Here is a 21,425-nt window from a genome sequence, read left to right on the forward strand (position 1 = left end):
TGATGAGTGTTCGCTGTTTAGCTTTTTTGCTTGTGTTCATCACCATGGGCGCACAGGCCGGTGCCCCACGCACCTTCAACGAAGCCAAGAAAATCGCCTGGAAACTCTATGCCCCGCAATCCACCGAGTTCTACTGCGGCTGCAAATACACCGGCAATCGCGTGAACCTGGCCGCCTGCGGTTACGTACCGCGCAAGAATGCCAGCCGTGCCGCCCGCATCGAGTGGGAGCATATCGTCCCGGCCTGGCAGATCGGCCATCAGCGTCAATGCTGGCAACAAGGCGGTCGCAAGAACTGCACCCGCTATGATCCCGTCTATCAACGGGCCGAGGCCGACCTGCACAACCTGGTGCCGAGCATCGGGGAAGTGAATGGCGATCGCAGCAATTTCAGTTTCGGCTGGCTGCCGGAGCAAAAGGGCCAATACGGCTCATGCCTGACCCAAGTGGATTTCAAGGCCAAGAAGGTCATGCCCCGCCCCTCCATCCGGGGGATGATCGCCCGGACCTATTTCTACATGAGCAAGCAGTATGGCTTGCGCCTGTCGAAACAGGACCGGCGCCTGTACGAAGCCTGGGACAAGACCTACCCGGTCGAAAGCTGGGAACGCCAGCGCAACCAGAGCGTGGCGTGTGTCATGGGACGTGGGAACGAGTTCGTGGGACCGGTGGACATGAAGGCCTGCGGTTGACCTCGCATTCGTGAACAGCACAAAACCAACTGTGGGAGCGAGCTTGCTCGCGATAGCGGTGGATCAGCCAACGTTGATGTTGACTGACATGTCCCTATCGCGAGCAAGCTCGCTCCCACAGGTTTTGGGGCTTGGCTGACTTTTTTGGGCTGCCCGATTATTGAGCCGTCGGGTAATCCACCACCAACGTCTCGATGTTGCGCTTCTTCGCCCGGACCAGGGCGGCCGTGACCTGTTCCTGCTTGGCTTGGGCTTCGGCCTCGGAGCTGAAAGGGCCGACCAGGACGCGCTCCTTGCCGTTCTCCCGCACCACGTTGGACATGAAGCTGTGCTCGATGAGCCAACCGGTCAGGTCGCTGACAGCCTGCGGTGTCTCGCCACGAACCTCGACGGCCCACTGCGGCGCGGCAGCGACGGCCGGTGCGGAGGTGGCGGCGGGTTTCGGCTTCGGTGCTTGGACGTCACGCCCCTCACCGCATCCTGCCAGCACACATACCGCGATAACCCAAGCCAATTTACGCACAACGTTTCCCCTGGAAGACATGAGGCAAGGATTTTAGCACTCGTGCCCGTCAAGATCGCCGCAAACAATGCTCAAAACACGAGAATCCTGCCCGGCGTCTCTGTATAGTCGCACCCTGGGAATTAATGCTGCGTCTGCACGTCAGAAAGAGGCACCCACATTGTGACACTTAGCACTAATCTATAAGCAGTACCGACATCTGCACTGTCTGAATCAGGTGCCCTATAAAGCAATCAAGGAGAACACCATGCTGATACTCACCCGCAAAGTCGGTGAAAGCATAAACATTGGTGACGACATCACGATCACCATTCTGGGCGTTAGCGGCCAACAAGTACGGATCGGCATCAACGCCCCGAAAAACGTTGCGGTGCATCGTGAAGAGATCTATCAGCGTATTCAGGCCGGCCTTACCGCCCCTGATAAACCGCAAACTCCCTGAACATTGCAGCAGTCCGCAGCCAGCCCGTTTGCATCGTCGCAGTGGCTGGCTAAAGATTCTGGCCGACTGCGCCGCCCCCTGCCCCTCCCCGCCTTCTTTCACCCCATCCGTGAATCGATACTAATGGCATGGCGCTTGGCAAGGCTGTCAGACGTTTCGTTTTAATGATGACGAAGCAGGCGTTCGCGGCCGGTCAGCCCAAGCCCACGCCGCGCGCCATGCCTGTGGCGGCGACGACCATCAGGATCAGCAACAAGGCTTCGATGTGGCTGATCCGTGCGAGTCGACCGGCTTTCGAAGGATCGATCGCCAGCCCGTTGCGCAGTGCCATCCGCCATTTGATCAGGGCGATCATCGGTACGATCTCTAGCAGCAGAATCAGTAGCAGCAACGTCATCTTCAAGTGAAAAAGCGGTTGATGCAGGTAATAGTCCGTGCCTTTTTCGTACCCGCCGAACGCGCGCATCCCCCCGGTCACCAACAGCACCAGCGCCGACAGGCCCCACAGGTTGTCAGCCACCAAGACACCCCGGACCGCGTCCACACCGCCCGCCAGGCGCCGTAGCGCCGTGCCGCGGGTCAGCACCGCCCAGAACCCGAGGGCGAACGCCAGCAGGTGAATTGCCGCAAGGGACCAATGAGCCAACATGGAAGACTCCTGACAGTGGGAATGTCGAATCGACCAGACAGTACTAGCTCATAAAGGAATGATTGCCAGGCTGAGCACAAAAAAACTGTGGGATTTTCAATGAATGCGATGCCTGTGGACCGCTCAAAAAAACTGTGGGAGCGAGCTTGCTCGCGATGGCAATCTTTCATTCAACATGATCGTTGACTGATCCGACGCTATCGCGAGCAAGCTCGCTCCCACAGGGGATTGGATTGTGCGCGCTAAGAAATCCTAGTCCGCCAATCGCCAGGTCGTCCCGCCCTTCCCGTCTTCCAGCACCACGCCCATGGCGGTGAGCTGGTCGCGGATGCGGTCGGATTCGGCCCAATCCTTGTTGGCCCGCGCCGCCAGGCGTGCCTGGATCAATGTCTCCACCTCGGCCGCGTCCACACGGCCTTCGGCACCGGCCTGCAGGAAGTCATCGGCTTCGAGCTGCAACACACCCAGCACACTGGCCAGCTCCTTCAGGCGGGCCGCCAGGCCGGCCGCGGCATTGAGATCGCTCTCACGCAGGCGGTTGATCTCACGCACCATCTCGAACAGCACCGCGCAGGCTTCCGGCGTGCCGAAGTCGTCGTTCATCACTTCGGTGAAACGCGCCACGAACGCTTCGCCACCGGCAGGCGGCACGGCGGGCAGGCCCTTCAACGCATGGTAGAAACGCTCCAGGGCACCCTTGGCGTCCTTGAGGTTGTCTTCCGAGTAGTTGATGGCGCTGCGATAGTGGCTCGACACCAACAGGTAACGCACGACTTCCGGGTGGTACTTGTCGAGCACGTCGCGGATGGTGAAGAAGTTGTTCAAGGACTTGGACATCTTCTCGCCGTTGATCCGGATCATGCCGCAATGCATCCAGGCATTGGCGTAGGTCTTGCCGGTGGCCGCTTCGCTCTGGGCGATTTCGTTTTCGTGGTGCGGGAACTCCAGGTCGCTGCCGCCGCCATGAATGTCGAACGTCTCGCCCAGGCAGCAGGTGGACATCACCGAGCATTCGATGTGCCAGCCCGGACGCCCGGCGCCCCATGGCGATTCCCAGCTCGGCTCACCCGGCTTGGCCGCCTTCCACAACACGAAGTCCAGCGGGTCCTGCTTCGACTCGTCGACTTCAATGCGTGCGCCGATGCGCAGGTCTTCGATCTTCTTGCGCGACAGCTTGCCGTAGCCCATGAACTTGGCGACGCGGTAGTACACGTCGCCATTGCCCGGCGCGTAGGCATAGCCCTTGTCGATCAAGGTCTGGATCATCGCGTGCATGCCCGGAATGTGGTCGGTGGCACGCGGCTCCATGTCCGGCTTCTTGATATTCAGGCGCGCTTCATCTTCATGCATCGCGGCGATCATGCGCTCGGTCAACGCTTCGAACGACTCGCCGTTCTCGTTGGCGCGGTTGATGATCTTGTCGTCGATGTCAGTGATGTTGCGCACGTAGGTCAGGTCGTAACCGCTGAACCGCAGCCAGCGGGTCACCAGGTCGAAGGCGACCATGCTGCGGCCATGGCCGAGGTGGCAGTAGTCGTACACGGTCATGCCGCAGACATACATGCGCACCTTGTTGCCATCCAGCGGCTTGAAGACTTCTTTGCTCTTGGTGAGCGTGTTGTAGATCGTAAGCACGGTGTTTCCTTAAGACTTGATCACTGGCCCCACGAATCACGCAGGGTCACGGTACGGTTGAATACCGGCTGGCCTGGTTTCGAGTCCTTGATATCCGCGACGAAGTAGCCTTCGCGCTCGAACTGGAAACGGTCTTCCGGCTGTGCATTGCCCAGCGAGGGTTCAGCACGACAACCGGTCAGCACTTGCAGTGAGTCAGGGTTGATGTTGTCCAGGAAACTCGCGCTGTCTTCGGCCTTCTCCGGGTTCGGAGAGCGGAACAGGCGATCGTACAGACGCACTTCGCACTCGACGCTGGCAGCGGCCGGCACCCAGTGGATCACGCCCTTGACCTTGCGGCCTTCAGGGTTCTTGCCCAGGGTATCCGGATCGTACGAGCAACGCAGCTCGACGATGTTGCCGTCGGCGTCCTTGATCGCTTCGTCGGCACGGATCACGTAGCTGCCGCGCAGACGCACTTCGCCGTTCGGCTCCAGGCGCTTGTAGCCTTTTGGCGGCTCTTCCATGAAGTCATCGCGGTCGATGTAGATTTCACGGGCGAACGGCAGTTTGCGCACGCCGAGTTCTTCTTTTTGCGGATGACGCAGCAGTTCGAGGTTTTCGACCTGGTCTTGCGGGTAGTTGGTGATCACGACCTTCAACGGACGCAACACGCACATGGCGCGCGGGGCATTCGCGTCCAGATCCTGACGGATGCTGAACTCGAGCATGCCGAAATCGACCACGCCGTCGGAACGGTTGGTGCCGATCATCTCGCAGAAGTTGCGGATCGACGCCGGCGTGTAGCCACGACGGCGGAAGCCCGACAGCGTCGACATGCGCGGGTCGTCCCAACCGTTGACGTGCTTCTCGTCCACCAGTTGCTTGAGCTTGCGCTTGCTGGTGATGGTGTAGTTCAGGTTCAAGCGGCTGAATTCGTACTGGCGCGGGGTGGCCGGCACGGGCAGGTGCTCGAGGAACCACTCGTACAGCGGACGATGGCTTTCGAACTCCAGGGTGCAGATCGAGTGGGTGATGCCCTCGATGGCGTCCGACTGACCATGGGTGAAGTCATAGTTGGGGTAGATGCACCATTTGTCGCCGGTCTGGTGGTGATGGGCGTGACGGATGCGGTACATGATCGGGTCGCGCAGGTTCATGTTCGGCGAGGCCATGTCGATCTTGGCGCGCAGCACCCGTGCGCCGTCCGGGAACTCACCGGCGCGCATGCGCGCGAACAGGTCCAGGTTCTCTTCCACGCTGCGCTCACGGAACGGGCTGTTCCTGCCCGGCTCGGTCAGGCTGCCGCGGTACTCCTTGGCCTGCTCGGGGGTCAGGTCGCACACGTAGGCGTTGCCAGACTTGATCAGTTCTACCGCCCAGTCGTGCAACTGGTCGAAATATTGCGAGGCGTAGCGCACCTCACCGGACCATTCGAACCCCAGCCACTTGACGTCGCTTTCGATCGCGTCGATGTATTCCTGGTCTTCCTTGGCCGGGTTGGTGTCGTCGAAACGCAGGTGCGTGACGCCGCCGAACTCCTGGGCCAGGCCGAAATTCACGCAGATCGACTTGGCATGGCCGATGTGCAGGTAGCCGTTGGGTTCCGGCGGGAAACGAGTGACGATCTGTGTGTGCTTACCCGAGTCCAGGTCCGCCTGGATGATCGGGCGCAGGAAATTGACCGGCACGGCCGGGCCGGTCTTGGAATTCGAGGTAGGGTCGACAGTGGGCTTGCTCATAGGATCCTTGAACAGACAAGTGCGCGGCCGGGTGCGGCCTGATAAATCAAAGCCCGTATCATAGCCGATGCTGTCAAGTACCTGACAGGCCAGGCCGGCAAACGATTGAATTTAATCGACAGCCAGATGAAAAACTGCCTCGAAATTCGTGCCCGGCACGCTAAACTGCCCAGCCTGGCCGATTGCAGCCAGACCGGTTGCGGGCGTTTGTGCCCCGAAACCCACGAATTCCTTGAAAGAGTACCGACCATGAGCAAAGTCAAACTGACCACCAACCACGGCGACATCGTCCTGCAACTGAACGCCGAGAAAGCCCCGATCACCGTTGCCAACTTCATCGAGTACGTCAAGGCCGGCCACTACGAGAACACCGTATTCCACCGCGTCATCGGCAACTTCATGATCCAGGGCGGCGGCTTCGAACCGGGCATGAAGGAAAAGAAAGACAAGCGCCCGAGCATCCAGAACGAAGCCGACAACGGCCTGCCGAACAAAAAATACAGCGTTGCCATGGCCCGTACCATGGAGCCGCATTCGGCCTCTGCGCAGTTCTTCATCAACGTGGCCGACAACAGTTTCCTGAACCACAGCGGCAAGACCGTACAGGGCTGGGGCTACGCGGTGTTCGGTGAAGTGATCGAAGGCACCGACGTGGTCGACAAGATCAAGGGCGTCGCCACCACGTCCAAGGCTGGCCACCAGGACGTCCCGGCAGACGACGTGATCATCGAGAAAGCCGAGATCATTGAGTGATATTGCTGATTTCAGACTTGCATCTGGAAGAGGAGCGCCCGGACATCACCCGGGCGTTTCTGGATTTACTCGCCACACGCGCCCGCTCGGCGCAAGCGTTGTACATTCTGGGCGACTTTTTCGAAGCCTGGGTCGGCGACGATGCCATGACACCGTTCCAGCGTTCCATCTGCCAGGCCCTGCGCGAATTGAGCGACAGCGGCACGGCCATCTTCCTGATGCACGGCAATCGCGACTTCATGCTGGGGCAGGCCTTTTGCAAAGCGGCCGGCTGCACCCTGCTCAAGGACCCGAGTGTCGTGCAGCTCAATGGCGAACCGGTGCTGCTGATGCATGGCGACAGCCTCTGCACCCGCGACGAAGGCTACATGAAGCTGCGGCGCTGGCTGCGCAACCCGGTCACGCTGTTCATCCTGCGTCACCTGCCGCTGGGCAGCCGCCAGAAACTGGCGCGCAAACTGCGCAGCGAAAGCCGCACGCAGACACGCATGAAAGCCAATGACATCGTCGACGTCACGCCCGAAGAGATCCCGCGGATCATGCAACAATACGGCGTGAAGACCCTGGTCCACGGCCACACCCACCGCCCCGCCATCCACAAGCTGCAACTGGGCGAACACGCCGCCCGGCGCATCGTGCTGGGGGATTGGGACAAGCAAGGCTGGGCGTTGCAGGTGGATGAACAGGGGTTTGCGTTGGCGCCGTTTGGGTTCGCCCCGCCGCCGCTGTTATCCGCGCCCGACACAATCTCCAGCAGCCCAACCTGATTCCCCCCTGTGGGAGCGGGCTTGCTCGCGAAAGCGGTGTGTCAGTCACTATCAAAGTGACTGTCATGCCCTCTTCGCGAGCAAGCCCGCTCCCACATTGGATTGCATTTCACTTCTGGATCAGTGCCCCGCCGACGCAGGCCCCGCCTTCGCCGCAAACGGCGGCTTGGCCAGCCACACCAGCAGGATCAACCCCATGAATGCCCACCCCAGCAGCGTGAAGTAATCCACGGTGGAGAGCATGTACGCCTGGCTGTTGAGAACCTGCTCGAGCCGGGCATAGGCCGGGGCGCTCGCGCCTCCAAGCTGGTTGAGCGCCTCGCGGGTGGCCGGCTCGAAAGTGCTGATGCTTTCGCTCAGGTAGGCGTGATGCTGGTCGGCCCGGCGGATCCAGATCCAAGTGGTCAACGATGCGGCAAAGCTGCCGCCCAGGGTCCGCAGGAACGTCGCCAGCCCCGCGCCGTCGGCAATCTGGTGCGGCGGCAGGTCCGACATCAGGATGCTCAAGGTCGGCATGAAGAACAGCGCCACACCAATGCCCATGAACAACTGCACCAAGGCAATGTGCTGGAAATCCACCTCGTTGGTGAACCCGGCGCGCATGAAACAGCTCAGGCCGATCGCCAGGAACGCCAGCCCCGCCAGCAAACGCAGGTCGAACTTGTGGGCGTACTTGCCGACGAAGGGCGACATCAACACCGGCAGGATACCGATGGGGGCCACCGCCAATCCGGCCCAGGTCGCGGTGTAGCCCATCTGGGTCTGCAACCACTGCGGCAGGATCAGGTTGATGCCGAAGAACCCGGCGTAACCGCCCACCAGCACAATGGTGCCGATGCGGAAGTTGCGATAGGCGAACAGGCGGAGGTTGACCACCGGATGGCGGTCGGTCATTTCCCAGATCACGAACACCGCCAGGGCAATGACCGAAATCACAGCGCCCATGATGATGAAGTTCGACTCGAACCAGTCCAGGTCGTTGCCCTTGTCGAGAATCACCTGGAGCGCGCCAACGCCGATGATCAGCGTGATCAATCCCACGTAGTCCATCGGCTGATGGCTGGTGACCACCGGCCGCGCCTTGAGCTGCTGGCGCACCACCATCGCCGCGAAGACGCCGATGGGCACATTGATGAAGAAGATCCACGGCCAGCTGTAGCTGTCGGTGATCCAGCCGCCAAGGATCGGTCCGGCAATCGGCGCCACCACCGTGACCATCGCCAGCAACGCCAAGGCCATGCCCCGCCTGGCCGGCGGGTAGACGGCAATCAGCAAGGTCTGGGTCATCGGGTACAACGGCCCGGCCACCAGCCCCTGGATGACCCGGAAGCCAATCAGCTCCGGCATCGAGGTGGAAATGCCACACAAGAATGAAGCGAGCACGAACAGCATCGTCGCCCACAAAAACAGCTTCACCTCGCCAAACCGACGACTGAGCCAGCCGGTGAGCGGCAGGGCGATGGCGTTGCTCACCGCGAACGAAGTGATCACCCAGGTGCCCTGCTCCGAGCTGACGCCCAGGTTGCCGGAAATGGTCGGCAAGGCGACGTTGGCGATGGTGGTGTCGAGCACTTGCATGAACGTCGCCAGCGACAGCCCGATGGTGCTGAGCAACAGGCTGGGCGGCGTGAAGGACGCGTTATTGCTCATTGCGAAATCCTATGAAGCGGAGGAAGCGAAATCCCTTAGGACAAGGCCCAACCCCTGTGGGAGCGAGCTTGCTCGCGATAGCGGTGTATCAATCACCACCGATGCTGGCGGGTCCAATGCCATCGCGAGCAAGCTCGCTCCCACAGGTTCATGCCATGACTGGCTAGCGCTGTGCAGTCTTGCTCGCCGCGGCACTGTTGTCGTGGATCAGCCGGGTGATCATCGCGTCGGCATCGGCCAACTGCTGGTCATAGACCTGGGTGCTGAACGAGGCTTTCTGCGGTGGCTGTTGAGCCAGCACCGGGCCACTCTGGTCGTGCAGGTTGACGCTGACCTGGGTCGACAGGCCGACTCGCAGCGGATGCTTGGCCAGCTCTTCGGCATTGACATGAATGCGCACCGGCACCCGCTGGACGATCTTGATCCAGTTACCGGTGGCGTTCTGCGCCGGCAGCAAGGCAAACGCACTGCCGGTCCCGGCACCCAGGCTGTCGATGGTGCCGCTGTACTTCACATCGCTGCCGTACAGGTCGGCCTCGATGTCCACCGGCTGGCCGATGCGCATGTCGCGCAGTTGGGTCTCCTTGAAATTGGCGTCGATCCACAGCTGATCCAGCGGAATCACCGCCATCAACGCCGTGCCCGGCTGCACCCGTTGGCCCAGTTGCACGGTGCGCTTGGCCACATAGCCGGTGACCGGCGCGATCAAGGTGCTGCGGGCGTTGGTCAGGAAAGCCTGGCGCAATTGCGCGGCGGCAGCTTGCACGTCGGGATGGGACGACACCACGGTATCGTCCACCAAGGCGCTGGTGGTCTTGAGCTGTTGCCGGGCATTGGCCAAGGCATTCTGCGCCGAGGTCAGGTCATCCCGGGCGTGGGACAGCTCTTCCTGGGAAATCGCTCCGCCGGCGGCCAGGTTCTTGCGTCGGCTATAGTTTTCCTGGGCCTTCTGCACTTCGGCCTCTTGGGCATTGACCTGCGCCCGCATGCCATCGACGTTGCTGTACAAGCCACGCACCTGGCGCACGGTCCGGGCCAGGTTGGCCTGGGCACTTTGCAGCCCGACTTCGGCGTCGTTCGGGTCGAACTGCACCAGCACCTGGCCCTCACGCACCAGATCGCCGTCATCGGCACCGATGCTCACCACCGTGCCGGTCACCAGCGGCGTGATCTCCACCACGTTGCCGTTCACATAGGCATCGTCGGTGCTTTCGCTCCAGCGGCCATACAGTTCATGCCAGCCCCACACACCCAGGCCCGCAAGGATGACGATCAGCGCCAGTGCCAACAGCATGACCTTGCGCTTGCGTGGGTTACCGCTGTCTTGTGTATTTTCGGATTGAGTCGTTTCGGCAGTCGCCATGACAAGTACCTCGAATCAGTGGGTCGGCGTGGCAGGGGTCGGCGTGGCCGCCGCCAGGGTCTGGGCTTCGAAACCACCGCCCAGGGCCTGCATCAGTTGGATCGACAAATCGATCTGTTCGGCATTCAGGTTCGCCAGTTGGCGCTGGGCCTGGAGCAATTGCTGCTCGATGCTCAGCACGTCCAGGTAATTACCGATGCCCGAGCCGTAGCGCTGGACCACGGTGTCGTAAGAGTTCCGTGCGATATCAGTGGCATGTTGCTGGGCATCGATCTGGCGAGCGATGTCGCGCAACTGGTTGATGGTGTCACTGACATCGCCAAGGGCCGTGACCAGGCTCTTGTTGTACTGCGCCACCGCCAGGTCGTAATCGGCGTCCCGGGCATCCAGGTCCGCCCGCAGGCGGCCACCGTCGAAGATCGGCAACGACACGGTGGGCGCCACATTGAAGAAGCGGCTGGCCGAACCGAACATCGCATCGCCGAGCAATGACTGCACCCCTGCCGCCGCGCTCAGGTTGAGGTTGGGGTAGAAGTTGGTCTTGCCGGCCTCGATGTTCTTGCTGGCCGCCTCGACCCGCCAGCGCGCCGCGACCAGGTCCGGACGACGGCCCAGCAACTCGGCCGGCAGGTTCGACGGCAAGGCGACCGCGCTGGCTTGCAGCACGTTGGGCCGGGCGATTTCATTGCCGCGCTCCGGGCCCTTGCCCAGTAGCACCGCCAGGGCGATCTTGGCGCTTTGCAGGCGTTTTTCTGCGTCGATCAAGGTTGCATCGGCGCTGGCTTCCAGGCTTTCGGTCTGCTGGAACTGGTATTCGCTGTCGATCCCGGCGCTGAGGCGGCGCTTGCCCAGGTCGAGCATCTGCCGGGTGCGCTTGAGGTCTTCGGCGGCCAGGTCATGAATGATGTGGGCCTGGCCCAGGTCGCTATAGGCCCGGGCCACATCGGCGGCCAGGGTCAGTTGCGCGGCCTGGCGATCGATCTCGGCGGCGCGGGCCTGGCCCAGGGCGGCTTCCCAGGCGGCACGCTGGCCACCCCAGAGGTCGAAGTTGTAGTTGAAGTCCACACTCAGCGAACGCAGGGTGCTGTACGCCCCGCCCTGCCCTTGCGGATCCTGGTCACGGGCCAGACGCGAACGACTGACGCTGCCACTGGCATCCAGGGTCGGCAGGCGCGCCGCGTTGGCGGCATAGGCCGCGGCACTGGCCTGGTGGACCCGGGCGCTGGCGACCTGCATGTCCGGGCTGTCGCGCAGGGCTTCACGGATCAGGCCGTCAAGCTGCGGATCACCGAGGCTTTTCCACCAGTCGTTTTTCGGCCATGCGGCCGGCGACAACGTGACCCCGGTCAGGGACTGTCCAGCCTGAAGGCTCTTGGCCTCGAGGCTGACGCCTTCGGTCTTCAGGCCGCTGTAGCTGGCACAACCGGCGAGGCTCATGGCCAACAGCACCAGACTCAAGCGGGTACGCAAGGTTTGACGTTTCATTTGCCCCCCAATCGCAACACGGTGATGGAATCACCGGCAGCGAGCAGTATTTTCTTGAGGATGTTTTCGAGGGTTTGCAGCTCCTCGCGGCTGATGGCGCCGACCAACTGGTTCATGGCGTCGGCACCGATGAACGGCAGGCGATCAGCGAGGGCCTGGCCGGCTTCGGTCAACACCAATTGCACCTGGCGCCGGTCCTCTGCCGAGCGCTGGCGGACCAGGAAACCTTTCTGCTCCAGGCGATCAAGCATCCGCGTCATCGAGCCGCTGTCCAGGGACAGGTAGCGACACAGCTCGACCGGTGTGTCGATGCCGTGCTGGGCCATGATGATCAACACCTTGAACTGGGCGGCGGTAATGCCGACGGGCTCCATGTGGGTGTCGATGATCCGGTCCTTGAGCAACGCGGCGCGGCCGAGCAGCATGCCGAGGTGGCAATTGTGAAATTCGTCTGGAGTGAAATGCTTCATCTGAGCACCGTTTGCTGCCTAGGCAGTGAATGTATGTCGAGATATTACTGCTTAGGCAGCAAATGTCAAACAAATAGTTAGCTTGCTATTCACAAACAGACAAAATGCAGACAAAACTGGGTTTGGGGAAGGGTTAGAAATCGCGCTTGTAGAAGATATCCAGCGAACTGGCGACGCCGCTGGCGGCTTCGAGGTAAACCTTCTTGCTGAGCTTGTAGCGCAGGGCGATGGTATTGGCCGGTTCGAACACGCCGACGCCGTAGCGCAGGCTGAGTTTTTCCGAGAGGTTGCCGCTGGCGACCACGCTGGTGGTGTTGCCGCTGCCTTGGGTGTCGAGTTGGAAGTCATCGATGCCCAGGTTATTGGCCAGGCTGCTGGTCACGCCCGAGCTGCCCATCAGCCCCAGGCCCAGCGCCGCCTGGGCGAGCATGTTGTTGTCCTCGCCCGTGGTGCTCAGCGGCCGGCCCAGTACCAGGTAGGACAACGCCTGCTCCTGGCTCATGGCCGGCTCCGAGAAGATTTGCGTGGTCGGTTGCTCGGCGCTGCCGCTCAAGCGGATGCCGGCGATCACGTCGTCGGTCTGGCGAATCGCTTCGATGTCCAGGTAGGGCTGGTCGATGGGCCCGGCGAACAGCAGCCGGGCCCGGCGCACCGTCAGCCGTTGCCCGTAGGCCCGATAACGACCATCGTTGAGCCACAGTTCACCGCGGGTGTCCAGGTTGTCGCCGATGTGCACCTGTCCCTGGACGTTGGCCGTCAGGCCGAAACCCGAGAACGCGAGTTTGTCCTGGCCGACGATCACGTCGATGTCCATCGCCATGGCTATCGGTGCCTTGCCCTCCTCGGTCTGGTGGCCGACGATCACCGTGTCATCCGACACCTTGACGGTGGACGGCGGCAGTTCGCGGACGGTGATCTCGCCTTTGGGCACCAGGACCTTGCCGGCAATGGAAAGCTGCTCGCCCTGCATCGTGATGTTCAGGTCCGGGGCGACATCGAGCACCGCGTACGGTTCGACGGTGACCGGCAGTTGCGAGCCCTTGAGAGCCAGGTCCAGAGTCAGGGCTTCGCCCCAGCCGATGTTCCCGGTCAGGCTGCCCTGCCCGCGCTTGCCGCTTTTCCAGGCGCCGTCGAGCCGAACCGTTTCACCGGCAATCATCGCCCGCACCTGCAGGGCTTCGAGGCTGATCGGCAGTTCCGGGCCGGCGACTTCGCCGTCGCTGAGCACCAGGTTGCCGTTGACCTGGGGCGCGAGCAAACCACCCGACAACGTCCCGCTGCCGTTCAGGTGACCGGTGAGGGTTTCCACCATCGGCACGAACGGCCGGGCCACCGACAGGTCCAGACCGGTCAGGCGGAACGAGCCGCTCAAGGGCTTGCTGGCCGGCAGCGGATTGATCTGCGCCTGGAGCACCAGCTCGCCGAGCTTGGCGCCGACGAAATTCAGGTCGGTGTCGATGCGCTTGGGGGTCAGGCGGCTATTGAGCATCAAGGTCTGGTAGGGGAAGTCCAGCCATTGCGCCTTGTCCCCCGCCTTGTCACGGATGCGCAACGTACCGCCACTGGCGTCCACCAGGACCCGGCCATTCGGGCCACTCGCCGGCAGGTCCAGTTGCAGGTCCGCATTGAGCCGGCCCTGCCAGGCAAAATCCTTGGGCATCCACTGGGCCAGGCTTTCGATGGGGAACTGTTTGAGGTGATAGCGCAGCTTCGGCTCCGGCATCAGCCGCTGGTCTTCACCGCACAGGCTGGCCTCGCCTGAACGCCAGCAGTGAGCGCCGACGTTGAGCGTGCCATCGGCCAGGCGTTCCAGTTTTGCCGGGGCTTGCAGGCGCCAGGCTTGCCCGCCGGCCTGCACCTCGCCGCTGGCCAGGCGTCCGCGCCAATTGCCCTGGTCGAGGGCGCCGTCGAGCGCCAGGGTCGTGTCGAGCTGCGGCCCTTGCAAGTCCAGGTTGAATGTTTGCCGCTTGATGTCGCCCTGTCCGCTGACGGTCAGCACGCCCAACGAAGTTTCGCCGGCGCGGATGCCGCTGGCCTTGAGGTCGAGCTTGCCGCGCTGGGCGCTGTCGAGGGTCGCGTCCAGGTTCAGGCTTTGCAGGCGATTGTCCTGCAACGCCAATTGTGTGCCTTGCAGACTGAGCTTGCCTTGGGGCGCCTTGAGCGTGCCGGCGACATCGACCCGGCCAACGACCTGGCCGCGCAATTGCGGCCAGAGCTGGGCCAGGCGGGCGAGCTTGATGTCGATCTGGCCGGTGAGCTTCTGTTGCAGGCTGCCGGTGCCGTTGATGCGGTTATCCCCCAGGCGGATGTCCAACGCGCTGAGGTTCCACTGCTCGCCGGCACCACTGGCCTTGGCCTGGAACAGCGCCGGTTGGCCCCGCAGCTTGCCCTTGAGATCCAGGTCCGCGTCGAGCTCGAGGCGATCATTCTTCATCGCGCCTTTGCTGCGCAACGGCCCGGCCAGGGTGCCGGGCAGTTCGCCGAGCCAGTACGCCGGGTTGATAGCCGACAGTTGCAGCGCCGTATCCCAGGCAATGCCGTCGGCAAATTGCAGGCTCAGGTGTCCTTCGGCCTTGCCTTGCCCCGCGGCGAGCTTGAGTTGCGGCAGATGGATCTGCGTCAGGTTGCCGCTGAACGGGCTGTCCAGGCTGAAAGCCCCGGCGGGGCCGTCCAGCGCGGCCTGGAAATTGCCCAGGTAGTTGCCATCGGTGTACGAGACTTCGCCATTGAAGCTGCGCAACGTTACCTGTGGTTCGTCGATCAGCGGATACAGGCGATGCCAGGGGAAATCCAGCCAGGCGACTTTCGCCTCGGCGCTCAAGCCGTCGCGCCAGTCCACTTGCCCGCTGAGTTTCAGGCTCTGCTGATTGCCGGCGTCCAGATCCAGGCCGGCGATCCGTGCGCCATTGGCGTCCACGGTGCCTTGCAGCAGCAATGCCACTGGCCCTTTTTCGGCGGGCAACGTCGCCTTGCCAAGCAATTGATAGCCACTTTTCAGATCGCCTTCGCCGGTCAATTCCAACTGATTGAGCAACAGCGTGTCCGGCAGATCGGCGCTGGCCTTGAAACCGTCGGCGGTGATGCGCACCTTGGCGGGCAGGTTGTCCGCCAGCGGTTGCAGCTCACCGGTCAACTGGCCTTGCAGGTAGCCGCTACTGTCAGCCTTGAGGTTCAGGGTCTTGAGCAGGTTGCCGTCGACTTTCAGGTCCAGGGCCCAGGGCGTGGCACCCGGCGCAGGCAAGGTCAACCGGCCTTCGGCATTCAACGGCCAGTCGCCGCCGGGCTTGAGCAAGCCGGACAGCTTCAGACCCAGCTCGTCGCGCTGCAATTGCACCGAGTCGATCTGCAGGCCCTCGGCGGTCCAGTGGGCAACCAATTGCAGGCCCTTGAGTTGCTCGCTGCCGTTGAACGACAGGCTGCCGACTTGCACATCGCCCAGTTCGATCGCGAGTGGCAAGTCCAGGTCCGGCAAGCTGATAGGGCCGCTGCTCGGCGCATCGGCCGAGGCGGGCAACTGCAAGGCCAGCTGGTCGGCCTTGAGCTGTTCGATGCACAAGGTCATGCGCGCCAGGCACGACGGCGACCAGGCGAATATCACTCGATCCATCGCCACCCGACTGTCGCCCTGCTGCCACAGCAGGTGATCGGCGCTCCACTGCCCGCCCAGCCGGCCCTGGAAATTCTCCACGGCCAGCCCCGGCACCAGGCCGAGGGCCCAGCGGCTGCCAAATGCGGTGCCCAGCACCGCGCTCAAGGCCAGCACGACCGCCAGCGTTCCCCCGGCGAGCGCCAGCAGCGTTATCTTCACACCACGCTTCACAGCTCAGGCCCCATGGAAAAGTGCAATCGAATGCCGCCTTCATCGTCCATCGCATGGGCCAGGTCGAGGCGGATCGGCCCCACTGGCGACACCCAGCGCACACCGACACCCACGCCGGTCTTCAGGCTCGGCAGCTCAAGGCTGTTGAAGGCGTTGCCCTGGTCGATGAACGTCGCCACTCGCCATTTTTCCGCGATGGAATACTGATACTCGAGGCTGCCGGCGACCATGTAGCGACCCCCGATATGGTCGCCCTCGGAGTTTTCCGGCGATAGGCTCTGGTAGTCGTAACCCCGCACGCTCTGGTCGCCACCGGCGAAAAAGCGCAGGGACGGCGGAATGGATTTGTAGCCATTGGTGGCGCTGCCGCCGATTTGCGCCCGCGCCAGCAAGCGATGCTTGTCGAACACCGTGGTCAGGCCCTTGACCATGGCGGTGCCGTACACAAGGTTATTGTCCGAGCCCAGCCCTTCCTTGGCGACCTTGGTGTCGAACTGCAGACGGTAGCCGTTGTGCGGGTCGATGCGGTTATCGCTGCGCAGATAGGAATAGCTCACGCCCGGCATCAACAGCGTGCTCAGGCCCGCATCGTCGCCGAGGCGGTACTCCTCGCGCTGCCACTTGAGCGACACCACCCGCTGCCAGCCGCTGGGCAACTTGCTGTGCCATTCCGGGCCCACGGTGAGCAGTTTGCTGAGGCTGTCGGTACCGGCCAGTTCTTCATATTGATAACCGCCGGCGTAGCGCATCTTGTCGGTCAGCGGCGGGTCCAGCGGCACGTCGTACCACAGGCCGACGTTTTGCCGAGGCGCCGACACTTCCGCTTCCCAGCCATAGCTGTGGCCCTGGGGGTTGACCCAGTGGCGCGTCCAGTTGGCTTTGGCCCGGGGACCGACATCGGTAGAAAAGCCCAGGCCAAGGCCCATGGTGCGCGGCTTGCGCGTATCGAGCTTGACCACCACCGGAATGACATTGTGGGTGGCGGCGGTGGGGGCCGCATCCACCCGAACGCCTTCGAAATAGCCGCTCGATTGCAAGGCCTGGTTGAGTTCGGCAATCAGCTCGGAGTCGTACGCCGTGCCGGCCTTGAACGGCACCATGCGTTGCAGCAGGTCTTCGTCGAACGGCGTGTCGCCCTCGAAGCTCACCGGGCCCAAGGCATAGCGTGGGCCGCTGTCGTAGACCAGCTCGATGTCGGCGATGCCCGCCTGGGGGTCCACCAGGAGTTTCTGCCGGGTGAAACGCCCGCTGAAATAACCGTAGCGCGAGGCCTGGTTCTGGATCACCCGCTTGGCGTCTTCATAGCGACCATGGTTGAGCACCGCGCCGGGCTTCAGCGCGGCATTGTCGGGCACGCGAAAAGCCTTGAGCGAAGCCGCCGGCCCATCGATGCGCACGGTGACGTTGCGCAGGTGCACCGGCTCGCCGGGGTCGATGGTCAGCACCAGCCGTGGATCCTTGCCGCCCTTGACCTGGCTGTCGATCTGCGGCTGGTAGTAGCCCAGCGCCTGGGCGGCCTTGCGCGCCTGTTCCTCGGCGCCGCGACTGAAGCGCAGCAAGGCCGCCTCGTCACGATCCCCCACGCCACCGATGTAACCTTCGACGTTGGCCTTGAGTTCATCATTGGACGGCTGGACGCGTACTTCCAATTCACTGTTTGCCAGTGCCGCGCAGCTGAAGGACAGCAAGAGCGCGCCACGGGTCATTCTTCCTGGGAGGTTCATGGCGCGGATGCTATCACGAGCGTAGGTGCCTGATAGAGCCGGACATTTCCTAAAAGTTCGCCCGATTATGCCCTTGCGCTTTGCAGAATCTGCGGGTTGGCATGGAAGAACACATGCTCGCGGATCGGTCCTACCGCAACTTCACCGATTTCCTCGTATCCCTGGCGTTTATAGAACTCAAGGTAGCGCGGGTTGCCGGTGTCCAGCACCACCCCTTGGGAGTGCTCGTCCACCGCACACCAGTTATGGACCGCCTCGAGCAACTGCTCGCCGAAATGCTTGCCCTGGAACTGTGGGTGCACCCCCAGCAGCGGCAATACATGGACCGCATCCGACGGCAGGCAGGCCAGCACCGCCGCGTGGTACTCCAGATAGCGCCGGGTGCAGCGAAAACCGGTGCTCAAGACCATGCGCAGGCGCCAGGCCCAACTTTCGGTGATGCCCAGGCGCCGCTGCGGCGGAGCGATCAGGGCGATGCCAATCAGGCGGTCGTTGACCAGCAGGCCGATGGCCGGCAGGTCCTGGAGAAAATGCTGCTTGACCAGCTCACGCACCGTGGCCCGGACCCGCTGTTCATAACCGGGACGCTCGGATTCGAACAGGTAGCTGAAGGTAGGCTCATGGCGATAGGCCTGGTACAGCAACGAACGGGCTTCACGGGAATAACCACTGTCGAGCATATGGACGTCAGCGATGGCGGTGGCGGTTTCAGGCATGGTGTTGGATCTCCTGGGGCGAGGCTCGATGAGGCCCTGCTCTTATGAGTACGAACCCGATGGGGTCGTGATCGTTCCTACATGCAAAGGACATTAGCAGCGCATTTGTCCTACTGCCACGCTGGCTCCCTTCCCACATGTCAGCTAGCATCGCAGTTTTGCCAGGACAGCCGACCATGAAGATCGTCTCCTTCAACATCAACGGGCTGCGCGCCCGCCCCCATCAGCTGGCGGCGCTGATCGAGAAGCACCAGCCGGATGTGATCGGGCTGCAGGAAACCAAGGTACACGACGAACAATTCCCCCTGGCCGAGGTGCAGGCCCTGGGTTACCACGTGCATTACCACGGGCAAAAAGGCCACTACGGCGTCGCCCTGCTCTCCCGCCAGGTGCCGCTGAGCCTGTACAAAGGCTTCGAAAGTGACGACGAGGACGCCCAGCGTCGCTTCATCTGGGGCACCTTCGCCGATGCCAACGGCGTACCGGTGACCATCATGAACGGTTACTTCCCCCAGGGTGAAAGCCGTGACCACCCGACCAAATTCCCGGCCAAGGAGCGTTTCTACAACGATTTGCAGCAACTGCTGGAAAGCCGCTTCAGCAACGACCAGCCGGTGGTGGTGATGGGCGACGTGAACATCTCCCCGGAAGACTGCGACATCGGCATCGGCCCGGACAACATGAAGCGCTGGCTGAAAACCGGCAAATGCAGCTTCCTGCCGGAAGAGCGCGAATGGATGGCCCGCCTGAAAAACTGGGGCCTGGTGGACAGCTTCCGCCACCTGAACCCGGACGTCACCGACCGTTTCAGCTGGTTCGACTACCGCAGCCGCGGTTTCGAGGACGAGCCCAAGCGCGGCCTGCGCATCGACCTGATCCTCACCTCCCACGGCCTGCTGCCGCGGGTCAAGGACGCTGGCGTGGACTATGAGCTGCGGGGCATGGAAAAACCGTCGGACCATGCGCCGATCTGGTTGCAGTTGAGCTGATCGAGTCACACCCTCCTGTGGGAGCGAGCTTGCTCGCGATAGCGATTCCAGCTGTCACATTTGATCTTGAATGTGCCGCCGCCATCGCGAGCAAGCTCGCTCCCACATTGGGTTTCGGTGCTGCGTCGCACCCCTGTCACCTTTCAGTAATCTGACTGACTTAATCTTCCGGCACTTCCTCGGGTTCAGAAGGTGCCGGCATGCGGCTGTGTGTTGTGGTTTTCATGGGCCTCTGGCTGCCGTTCGTGGCATGGGCCGGCCATCTGCCCATTCCCGAACAGGGCCCCGCCTTGCGCCTCCAGGGATCCAATACCATCGGCGCGGCGCTGGGGCCGGCCCTGGTCAGAGGCTTGATGGAAGATCAGGGCCTGCTCAGGGTCAGCAGCGAAATCACCGGGCGCGACAACGAGCAACGCATCGTTGGCCAGACCGCCGATGGCCGGCGGGTGGAAGTCGACATCGCGGCCCACGGCTCCAGCACCGGTTTCGCCGCCCTCAAGCAAGCCAGCGCCGACCTGGCGGCCTCTTCCCGGCCAATCAAGGACAGTGAACTGAAGGAATTGTCGTCCTTGGGCGATCTGAAAAGTCCTGCCGCCGAGCAAGTCATCGCCATTGATGGCCTGGCGATCATCCTTCACTCCTCCAACCCGCTGCGCCAACTCGATACCGTGCAACTGGCGCGGATATTCAGCGGCGAGGCAAAAACCTGGGAGGCCGTCGGCGGAACGGGCGGGCCGATTCATTTGTATGCCCGGGATGAACAGTCCGGCACCTACGACACTTTCAAGGAACTGGTTCTCAGCCGACAGGGGAAACGGCTGGATCCTGCCGCGCGGCGCTTCGAGTCCAGCGAACAGTTGTCCGACGCGGTCAGCCAGGACCCGCAAGGCATCGGTTTCATCGGTTTGCCCTACGTGCGCCAGGCCAAGGCACTGGCCATTGTCGACGGCGCTTCCCAACCCATGCTGCCGCTCAACCACCTGATCGCCACCGAGGACTACCCACTCTCCCGGCGCCTGTTCTTCTATTTGCCCCCCTGGGGCACCAACCCGTGGGCCGAGGCATTGGTGGCGTTTACCCAAAGCGACAAAGGCCAGGCCATCGTCGCGGCCAACGGGTTTATCGCCCAGACCGTCCAGGCCATGGCCGTCACGCCGAATGCACTGATGCCCGAGGGGTACCAGGCCCTGAGCCGCCACGCCCAACGCTTGACCGTGAATTTCCGCTTCGAAGAAGGTAGCGCCAGCCTGGACAACAAGGCCCACCAGGACCTGAGCCGCGTGCTCGACTATATAAAGCAGCACGGCAAAGCCGACCGACGCGTGACCCTGGTGGGTTTTGGCGACGCCAAGGACGACCCGGCGCGGGCCGACCTGCTGTCCAAACTGCGAGCCATGGCGGTGCGCCGTGAACTGGTCAAATACGGCGTGGCGTTGCGGGAAGTACGAGGGTTCGGCGCCTTGATGCCGGTGGCGGCCAACAGTGAGGATGAAGGGCGGGTTCGGAATCGGCGGGTGGAGGTCTGGGTTTACTAGAACGACGCCATCAAAAAAGCGCACCTGCTTTTGTGGCGAGGGAGCTTGCTCCCGCTGGGTGGCGAAGCCGCCCCAAAACGGGTTGACGCGGTTTTCCAGCCACACCGCGCCAGCCGGTTTTACGACTGCTACGCAGCCGAGCGGGAGCAAGCTCTTATCAAACAAAAAATAACCCATTGTTTTTGCTTCTAAAAATCATGCTGCTTTGACTAATTGCATGCCCAACTTGCGGGCCTTGCGCTCCAGAGCCCGCAATTGGCGTCCCCGGCTTTTCTCCTCAAACTCTTCTATCCCTTTCTCAACGTAGGGCTGGCCTTTGGTGAGCATGGCGTAAATCAATCGCGCCAGTTGATGAGCCGTCGCCTTGATCGCACAACTGGTGTCCATCCGCGTCAGGCGGGCACGGTGACTGGCGCCAATAAAACTTTTGTCCTGCCGGGCGTTTGAGGCCGCTTGCTTGAGGGCTTGGGCGGCTCGATTGATGACTTTAG

17 protein-coding genes and 1 pseudogene are annotated in these 21,425 nt (G+C 62.4%); 6 read left to right on the forward strand and 12 right to left on the reverse strand.

What is annotated here, in order from left to right:
• Positions 1–2 precede the first annotated feature (2 nt).
• Positions 3–692, forward strand: coding sequence for an endonuclease (locus BM321_RS08220; RefSeq protein WP_092199034.1), 690 nt, complete (start codon positions 3–5; stop codon positions 690–692).
• Positions 693–849: 157 nt separating this feature from the next.
• Here BM321_RS08220 and BM321_RS08225 read toward each other — a convergent pair whose 3' ends face one another.
• Complete coding sequence (locus BM321_RS08225) at positions 850–1,215, reverse strand: penicillin-binding protein activator LpoB (RefSeq protein WP_092327418.1); 366 nt, start codon at positions 1,213–1,215, stop codon at positions 850–852.
• Between the two features lie 247 nt (positions 1,216–1,462).
• Between BM321_RS08225 and csrA the strand changes: the two genes are divergently transcribed.
• A complete protein-coding gene (csrA, locus tag BM321_RS08230; RefSeq protein ID WP_003179932.1) occupies positions 1,463–1,657 on the forward strand; it encodes a carbon storage regulator CsrA in 195 nt (64 codons plus the stop codon).
• A gap of 193 nt (positions 1,658–1,850) precedes the next feature.
• Here csrA and BM321_RS08235 read toward each other — a convergent pair whose 3' ends face one another.
• From BM321_RS08235 to BM321_RS08245, 3 genes are all read right to left on the reverse strand, one after another.
• Positions 1,851–2,306 (reverse strand): DUF2214 family protein, encoded by a 456-nt coding sequence (locus BM321_RS08235; RefSeq protein ID WP_092327416.1) that lies wholly within the window; start codon positions 2,304–2,306, stop codon positions 1,851–1,853.
• Positions 2,307–2,558: 252 nt separating this feature from the next.
• The gene (gene cysS / locus BM321_RS08240) at positions 2,559–3,941 is read right to left on the reverse strand and encodes a cysteine--tRNA ligase (protein WP_092442156.1); all 1,383 of its coding nucleotides are present in this window, start codon (positions 3,939–3,941) and stop codon (positions 2,559–2,561) included.
• Between the two features lie 20 nt (positions 3,942–3,961).
• Positions 3,962–5,662 carry a glutamine--tRNA ligase/YqeY domain fusion protein gene (locus BM321_RS08245; RefSeq protein WP_092199046.1) on the reverse strand — a complete coding sequence of 567 codons (1,701 nt, stop codon included), beginning with the start codon at positions 5,660–5,662 and terminating at the stop codon, positions 3,962–3,964.
• A 249-nt stretch (positions 5,663–5,911) separates the two neighbouring features.
• Here BM321_RS08245 and BM321_RS08250 point away from each other — a divergent pair, with 249 nt between their 5' ends.
• Together BM321_RS08250 and BM321_RS08255 are read left to right on the forward strand one after the other, a co-directional pair.
• The gene (locus tag BM321_RS08250) at positions 5,912–6,415 is read left to right on the forward strand and encodes a peptidylprolyl isomerase (protein WP_092442178.1); all 504 of its coding nucleotides are present in this window, start codon (positions 5,912–5,914) and stop codon (positions 6,413–6,415) included.
• A complete protein-coding gene (locus BM321_RS08255) occupies positions 6,412–7,182 on the forward strand; it encodes a UDP-2,3-diacylglucosamine diphosphatase (RefSeq protein WP_092442157.1) in 771 nt (256 codons plus the stop codon). Before BM321_RS08250 ends, BM321_RS08255 begins: the two co-directional genes overlap by 4 nt.
• Before the next feature lie 120 nt (positions 7,183–7,302).
• On the opposite strand, the gene BM321_RS08260 is transcribed toward BM321_RS08255, so the two are convergent.
• The 7 genes from BM321_RS08260 to BM321_RS08290 form a co-directional block, all read right to left on the reverse strand.
• A complete protein-coding gene (locus tag BM321_RS08260; RefSeq protein WP_092442158.1) occupies positions 7,303–8,832 on the reverse strand; it encodes a DHA2 family efflux MFS transporter permease subunit in 1,530 nt (509 codons plus the stop codon).
• A 163-nt stretch (positions 8,833–8,995) separates the two neighbouring features.
• Positions 8,996–10,195, reverse strand: a complete 1,200-nt coding sequence (locus BM321_RS08265) for an HlyD/EmrA/EmrK family protein (RefSeq protein ID WP_092442159.1) — start codon at positions 10,193–10,195, stop codon at positions 8,996–8,998.
• 15 nt (positions 10,196–10,210) lie between these two features.
• Positions 10,211–11,680, reverse strand: a complete 1,470-nt coding sequence (locus BM321_RS08270; protein WP_092442160.1) for an efflux transporter outer membrane subunit — start codon at positions 11,678–11,680, stop codon at positions 10,211–10,213.
• Positions 11,677–12,150 carry a MarR family winged helix-turn-helix transcriptional regulator gene (locus BM321_RS08275; RefSeq protein WP_092442161.1) on the reverse strand — a complete coding sequence of 158 codons (474 nt, stop codon included), beginning with the start codon at positions 12,148–12,150 and terminating at the stop codon, positions 11,677–11,679. The genes BM321_RS08270 and BM321_RS08275 overlap by 4 nt, the downstream gene beginning before the upstream one ends.
• Positions 12,151–12,283: 133 nt before the next feature.
• A complete protein-coding gene (locus BM321_RS08280) occupies positions 12,284–15,970 on the reverse strand; it encodes a translocation/assembly module TamB domain-containing protein (RefSeq protein WP_092442162.1) in 3,687 nt (1,228 codons plus the stop codon).
• A complete protein-coding gene (locus tag BM321_RS08285; protein WP_218190443.1) occupies positions 15,967–17,694 on the reverse strand; it encodes an autotransporter assembly complex protein TamA in 1,728 nt (575 codons plus the stop codon). The genes BM321_RS08280 and BM321_RS08285 overlap by 4 nt, the downstream gene beginning before the upstream one ends.
• A gap of 65 nt (positions 17,695–17,759) precedes the next feature.
• Positions 17,760–18,410, reverse strand: a complete 651-nt coding sequence (locus BM321_RS08290) for a GNAT family N-acetyltransferase (protein WP_092199073.1) — start codon at positions 18,408–18,410, stop codon at positions 17,760–17,762.
• A gap of 176 nt (positions 18,411–18,586) precedes the next feature.
• Here BM321_RS08290 and xthA point away from each other — a divergent pair, with 176 nt between their 5' ends.
• Together xthA and BM321_RS08305 are read left to right on the forward strand one after the other, a co-directional pair.
• Positions 18,587–19,399: an exodeoxyribonuclease III gene (gene xthA, locus BM321_RS08300; RefSeq protein WP_092442164.1), complete on the forward strand. Its 813-nt coding sequence runs from the start codon at positions 18,587–18,589 to the stop codon at positions 19,397–19,399.
• 200 nt (positions 19,400–19,599) lie between these two features.
• Positions 19,600–20,934, forward strand: coding sequence for a substrate-binding domain-containing protein (locus BM321_RS08305; RefSeq protein WP_092442165.1), 1,335 nt, complete (start codon positions 19,600–19,602; stop codon positions 20,932–20,934).
• Between the two features lie 195 nt (positions 20,935–21,129).
• Here BM321_RS08305 and BM321_RS08310 read toward each other — a convergent pair.
• Positions 21,130–21,425: pseudogene (locus BM321_RS08310) on the reverse strand (IS110 family transposase); the annotation flags it as partial.

Origin of the sequence: Pseudomonas sp. NFIX10, assembly GCF_900111955.1 — a bacterium.
In the GTDB taxonomy this organism is placed as follows: domain Bacteria; phylum Pseudomonadota; class Gammaproteobacteria; order Pseudomonadales; family Pseudomonadaceae; genus Aquipseudomonas; species Aquipseudomonas fluorescens_AA.

Bases quoted from the DNA above. Each gene is read 5' to 3' on its own strand.
- BM321_RS08265 (WP_092442159.1), bottom strand. From the start codon at position 10,195: ATGGCGACTGCCGAAACGACTCAATCCGAAAATACACAAGACAGCGGT.
- xthA (WP_092442164.1), top strand. From the start codon at position 18,587: ATGAAGATCGTCTCCTTCAACATCAACGGGCTGCGCGCCCGCCCCCAT.
- BM321_RS08270 (WP_092442160.1), bottom strand. From the start codon at position 11,680: ATGAAACGTCAAACCTTGCGTACCCGCTTGAGTCTGGTGCTGTTGGCC.
- BM321_RS08260 (WP_092442158.1), bottom strand. From the start codon at position 8,832: ATGAGCAATAACGCGTCCTTCACGCCGCCCAGCCTGTTGCTCAGCACC.
- BM321_RS08250 (WP_092442178.1), top strand. From the start codon at position 5,912: ATGAGCAAAGTCAAACTGACCACCAACCACGGCGACATCGTCCTGCAA.
- csrA (WP_003179932.1), top strand. From the start codon at position 1,463: ATGCTGATACTCACCCGCAAAGTCGGTGAAAGCATAAACATTGGTGAC.
- BM321_RS08290 (WP_092199073.1), bottom strand. From the start codon at position 18,410: ATGCCTGAAACCGCCACCGCCATCGCTGACGTCCATATGCTCGACAGT.
- BM321_RS08245 (WP_092199046.1), bottom strand. From the start codon at position 5,662: ATGAGCAAGCCCACTGTCGACCCTACCTCGAATTCCAAGACCGGCCCG.
- BM321_RS08285 (WP_218190443.1), bottom strand. From the start codon at position 17,694: ATGAACCTCCCAGGAAGAATGACCCGTGGCGCGCTCTTGCTGTCCTTC.
- BM321_RS08275 (WP_092442161.1), bottom strand. From the start codon at position 12,150: ATGAAGCATTTCACTCCAGACGAATTTCACAATTGCCACCTCGGCATG.
- BM321_RS08235 (WP_092327416.1), bottom strand. From the start codon at position 2,306: ATGTTGGCTCATTGGTCCCTTGCGGCAATTCACCTGCTGGCGTTCGCC.
- BM321_RS08305 (WP_092442165.1), top strand. From the start codon at position 19,600: ATGCGGCTGTGTGTTGTGGTTTTCATGGGCCTCTGGCTGCCGTTCGTG.
- BM321_RS08220 (WP_092199034.1), top strand. From the start codon at position 3: ATGAGTGTTCGCTGTTTAGCTTTTTTGCTTGTGTTCATCACCATGGGC.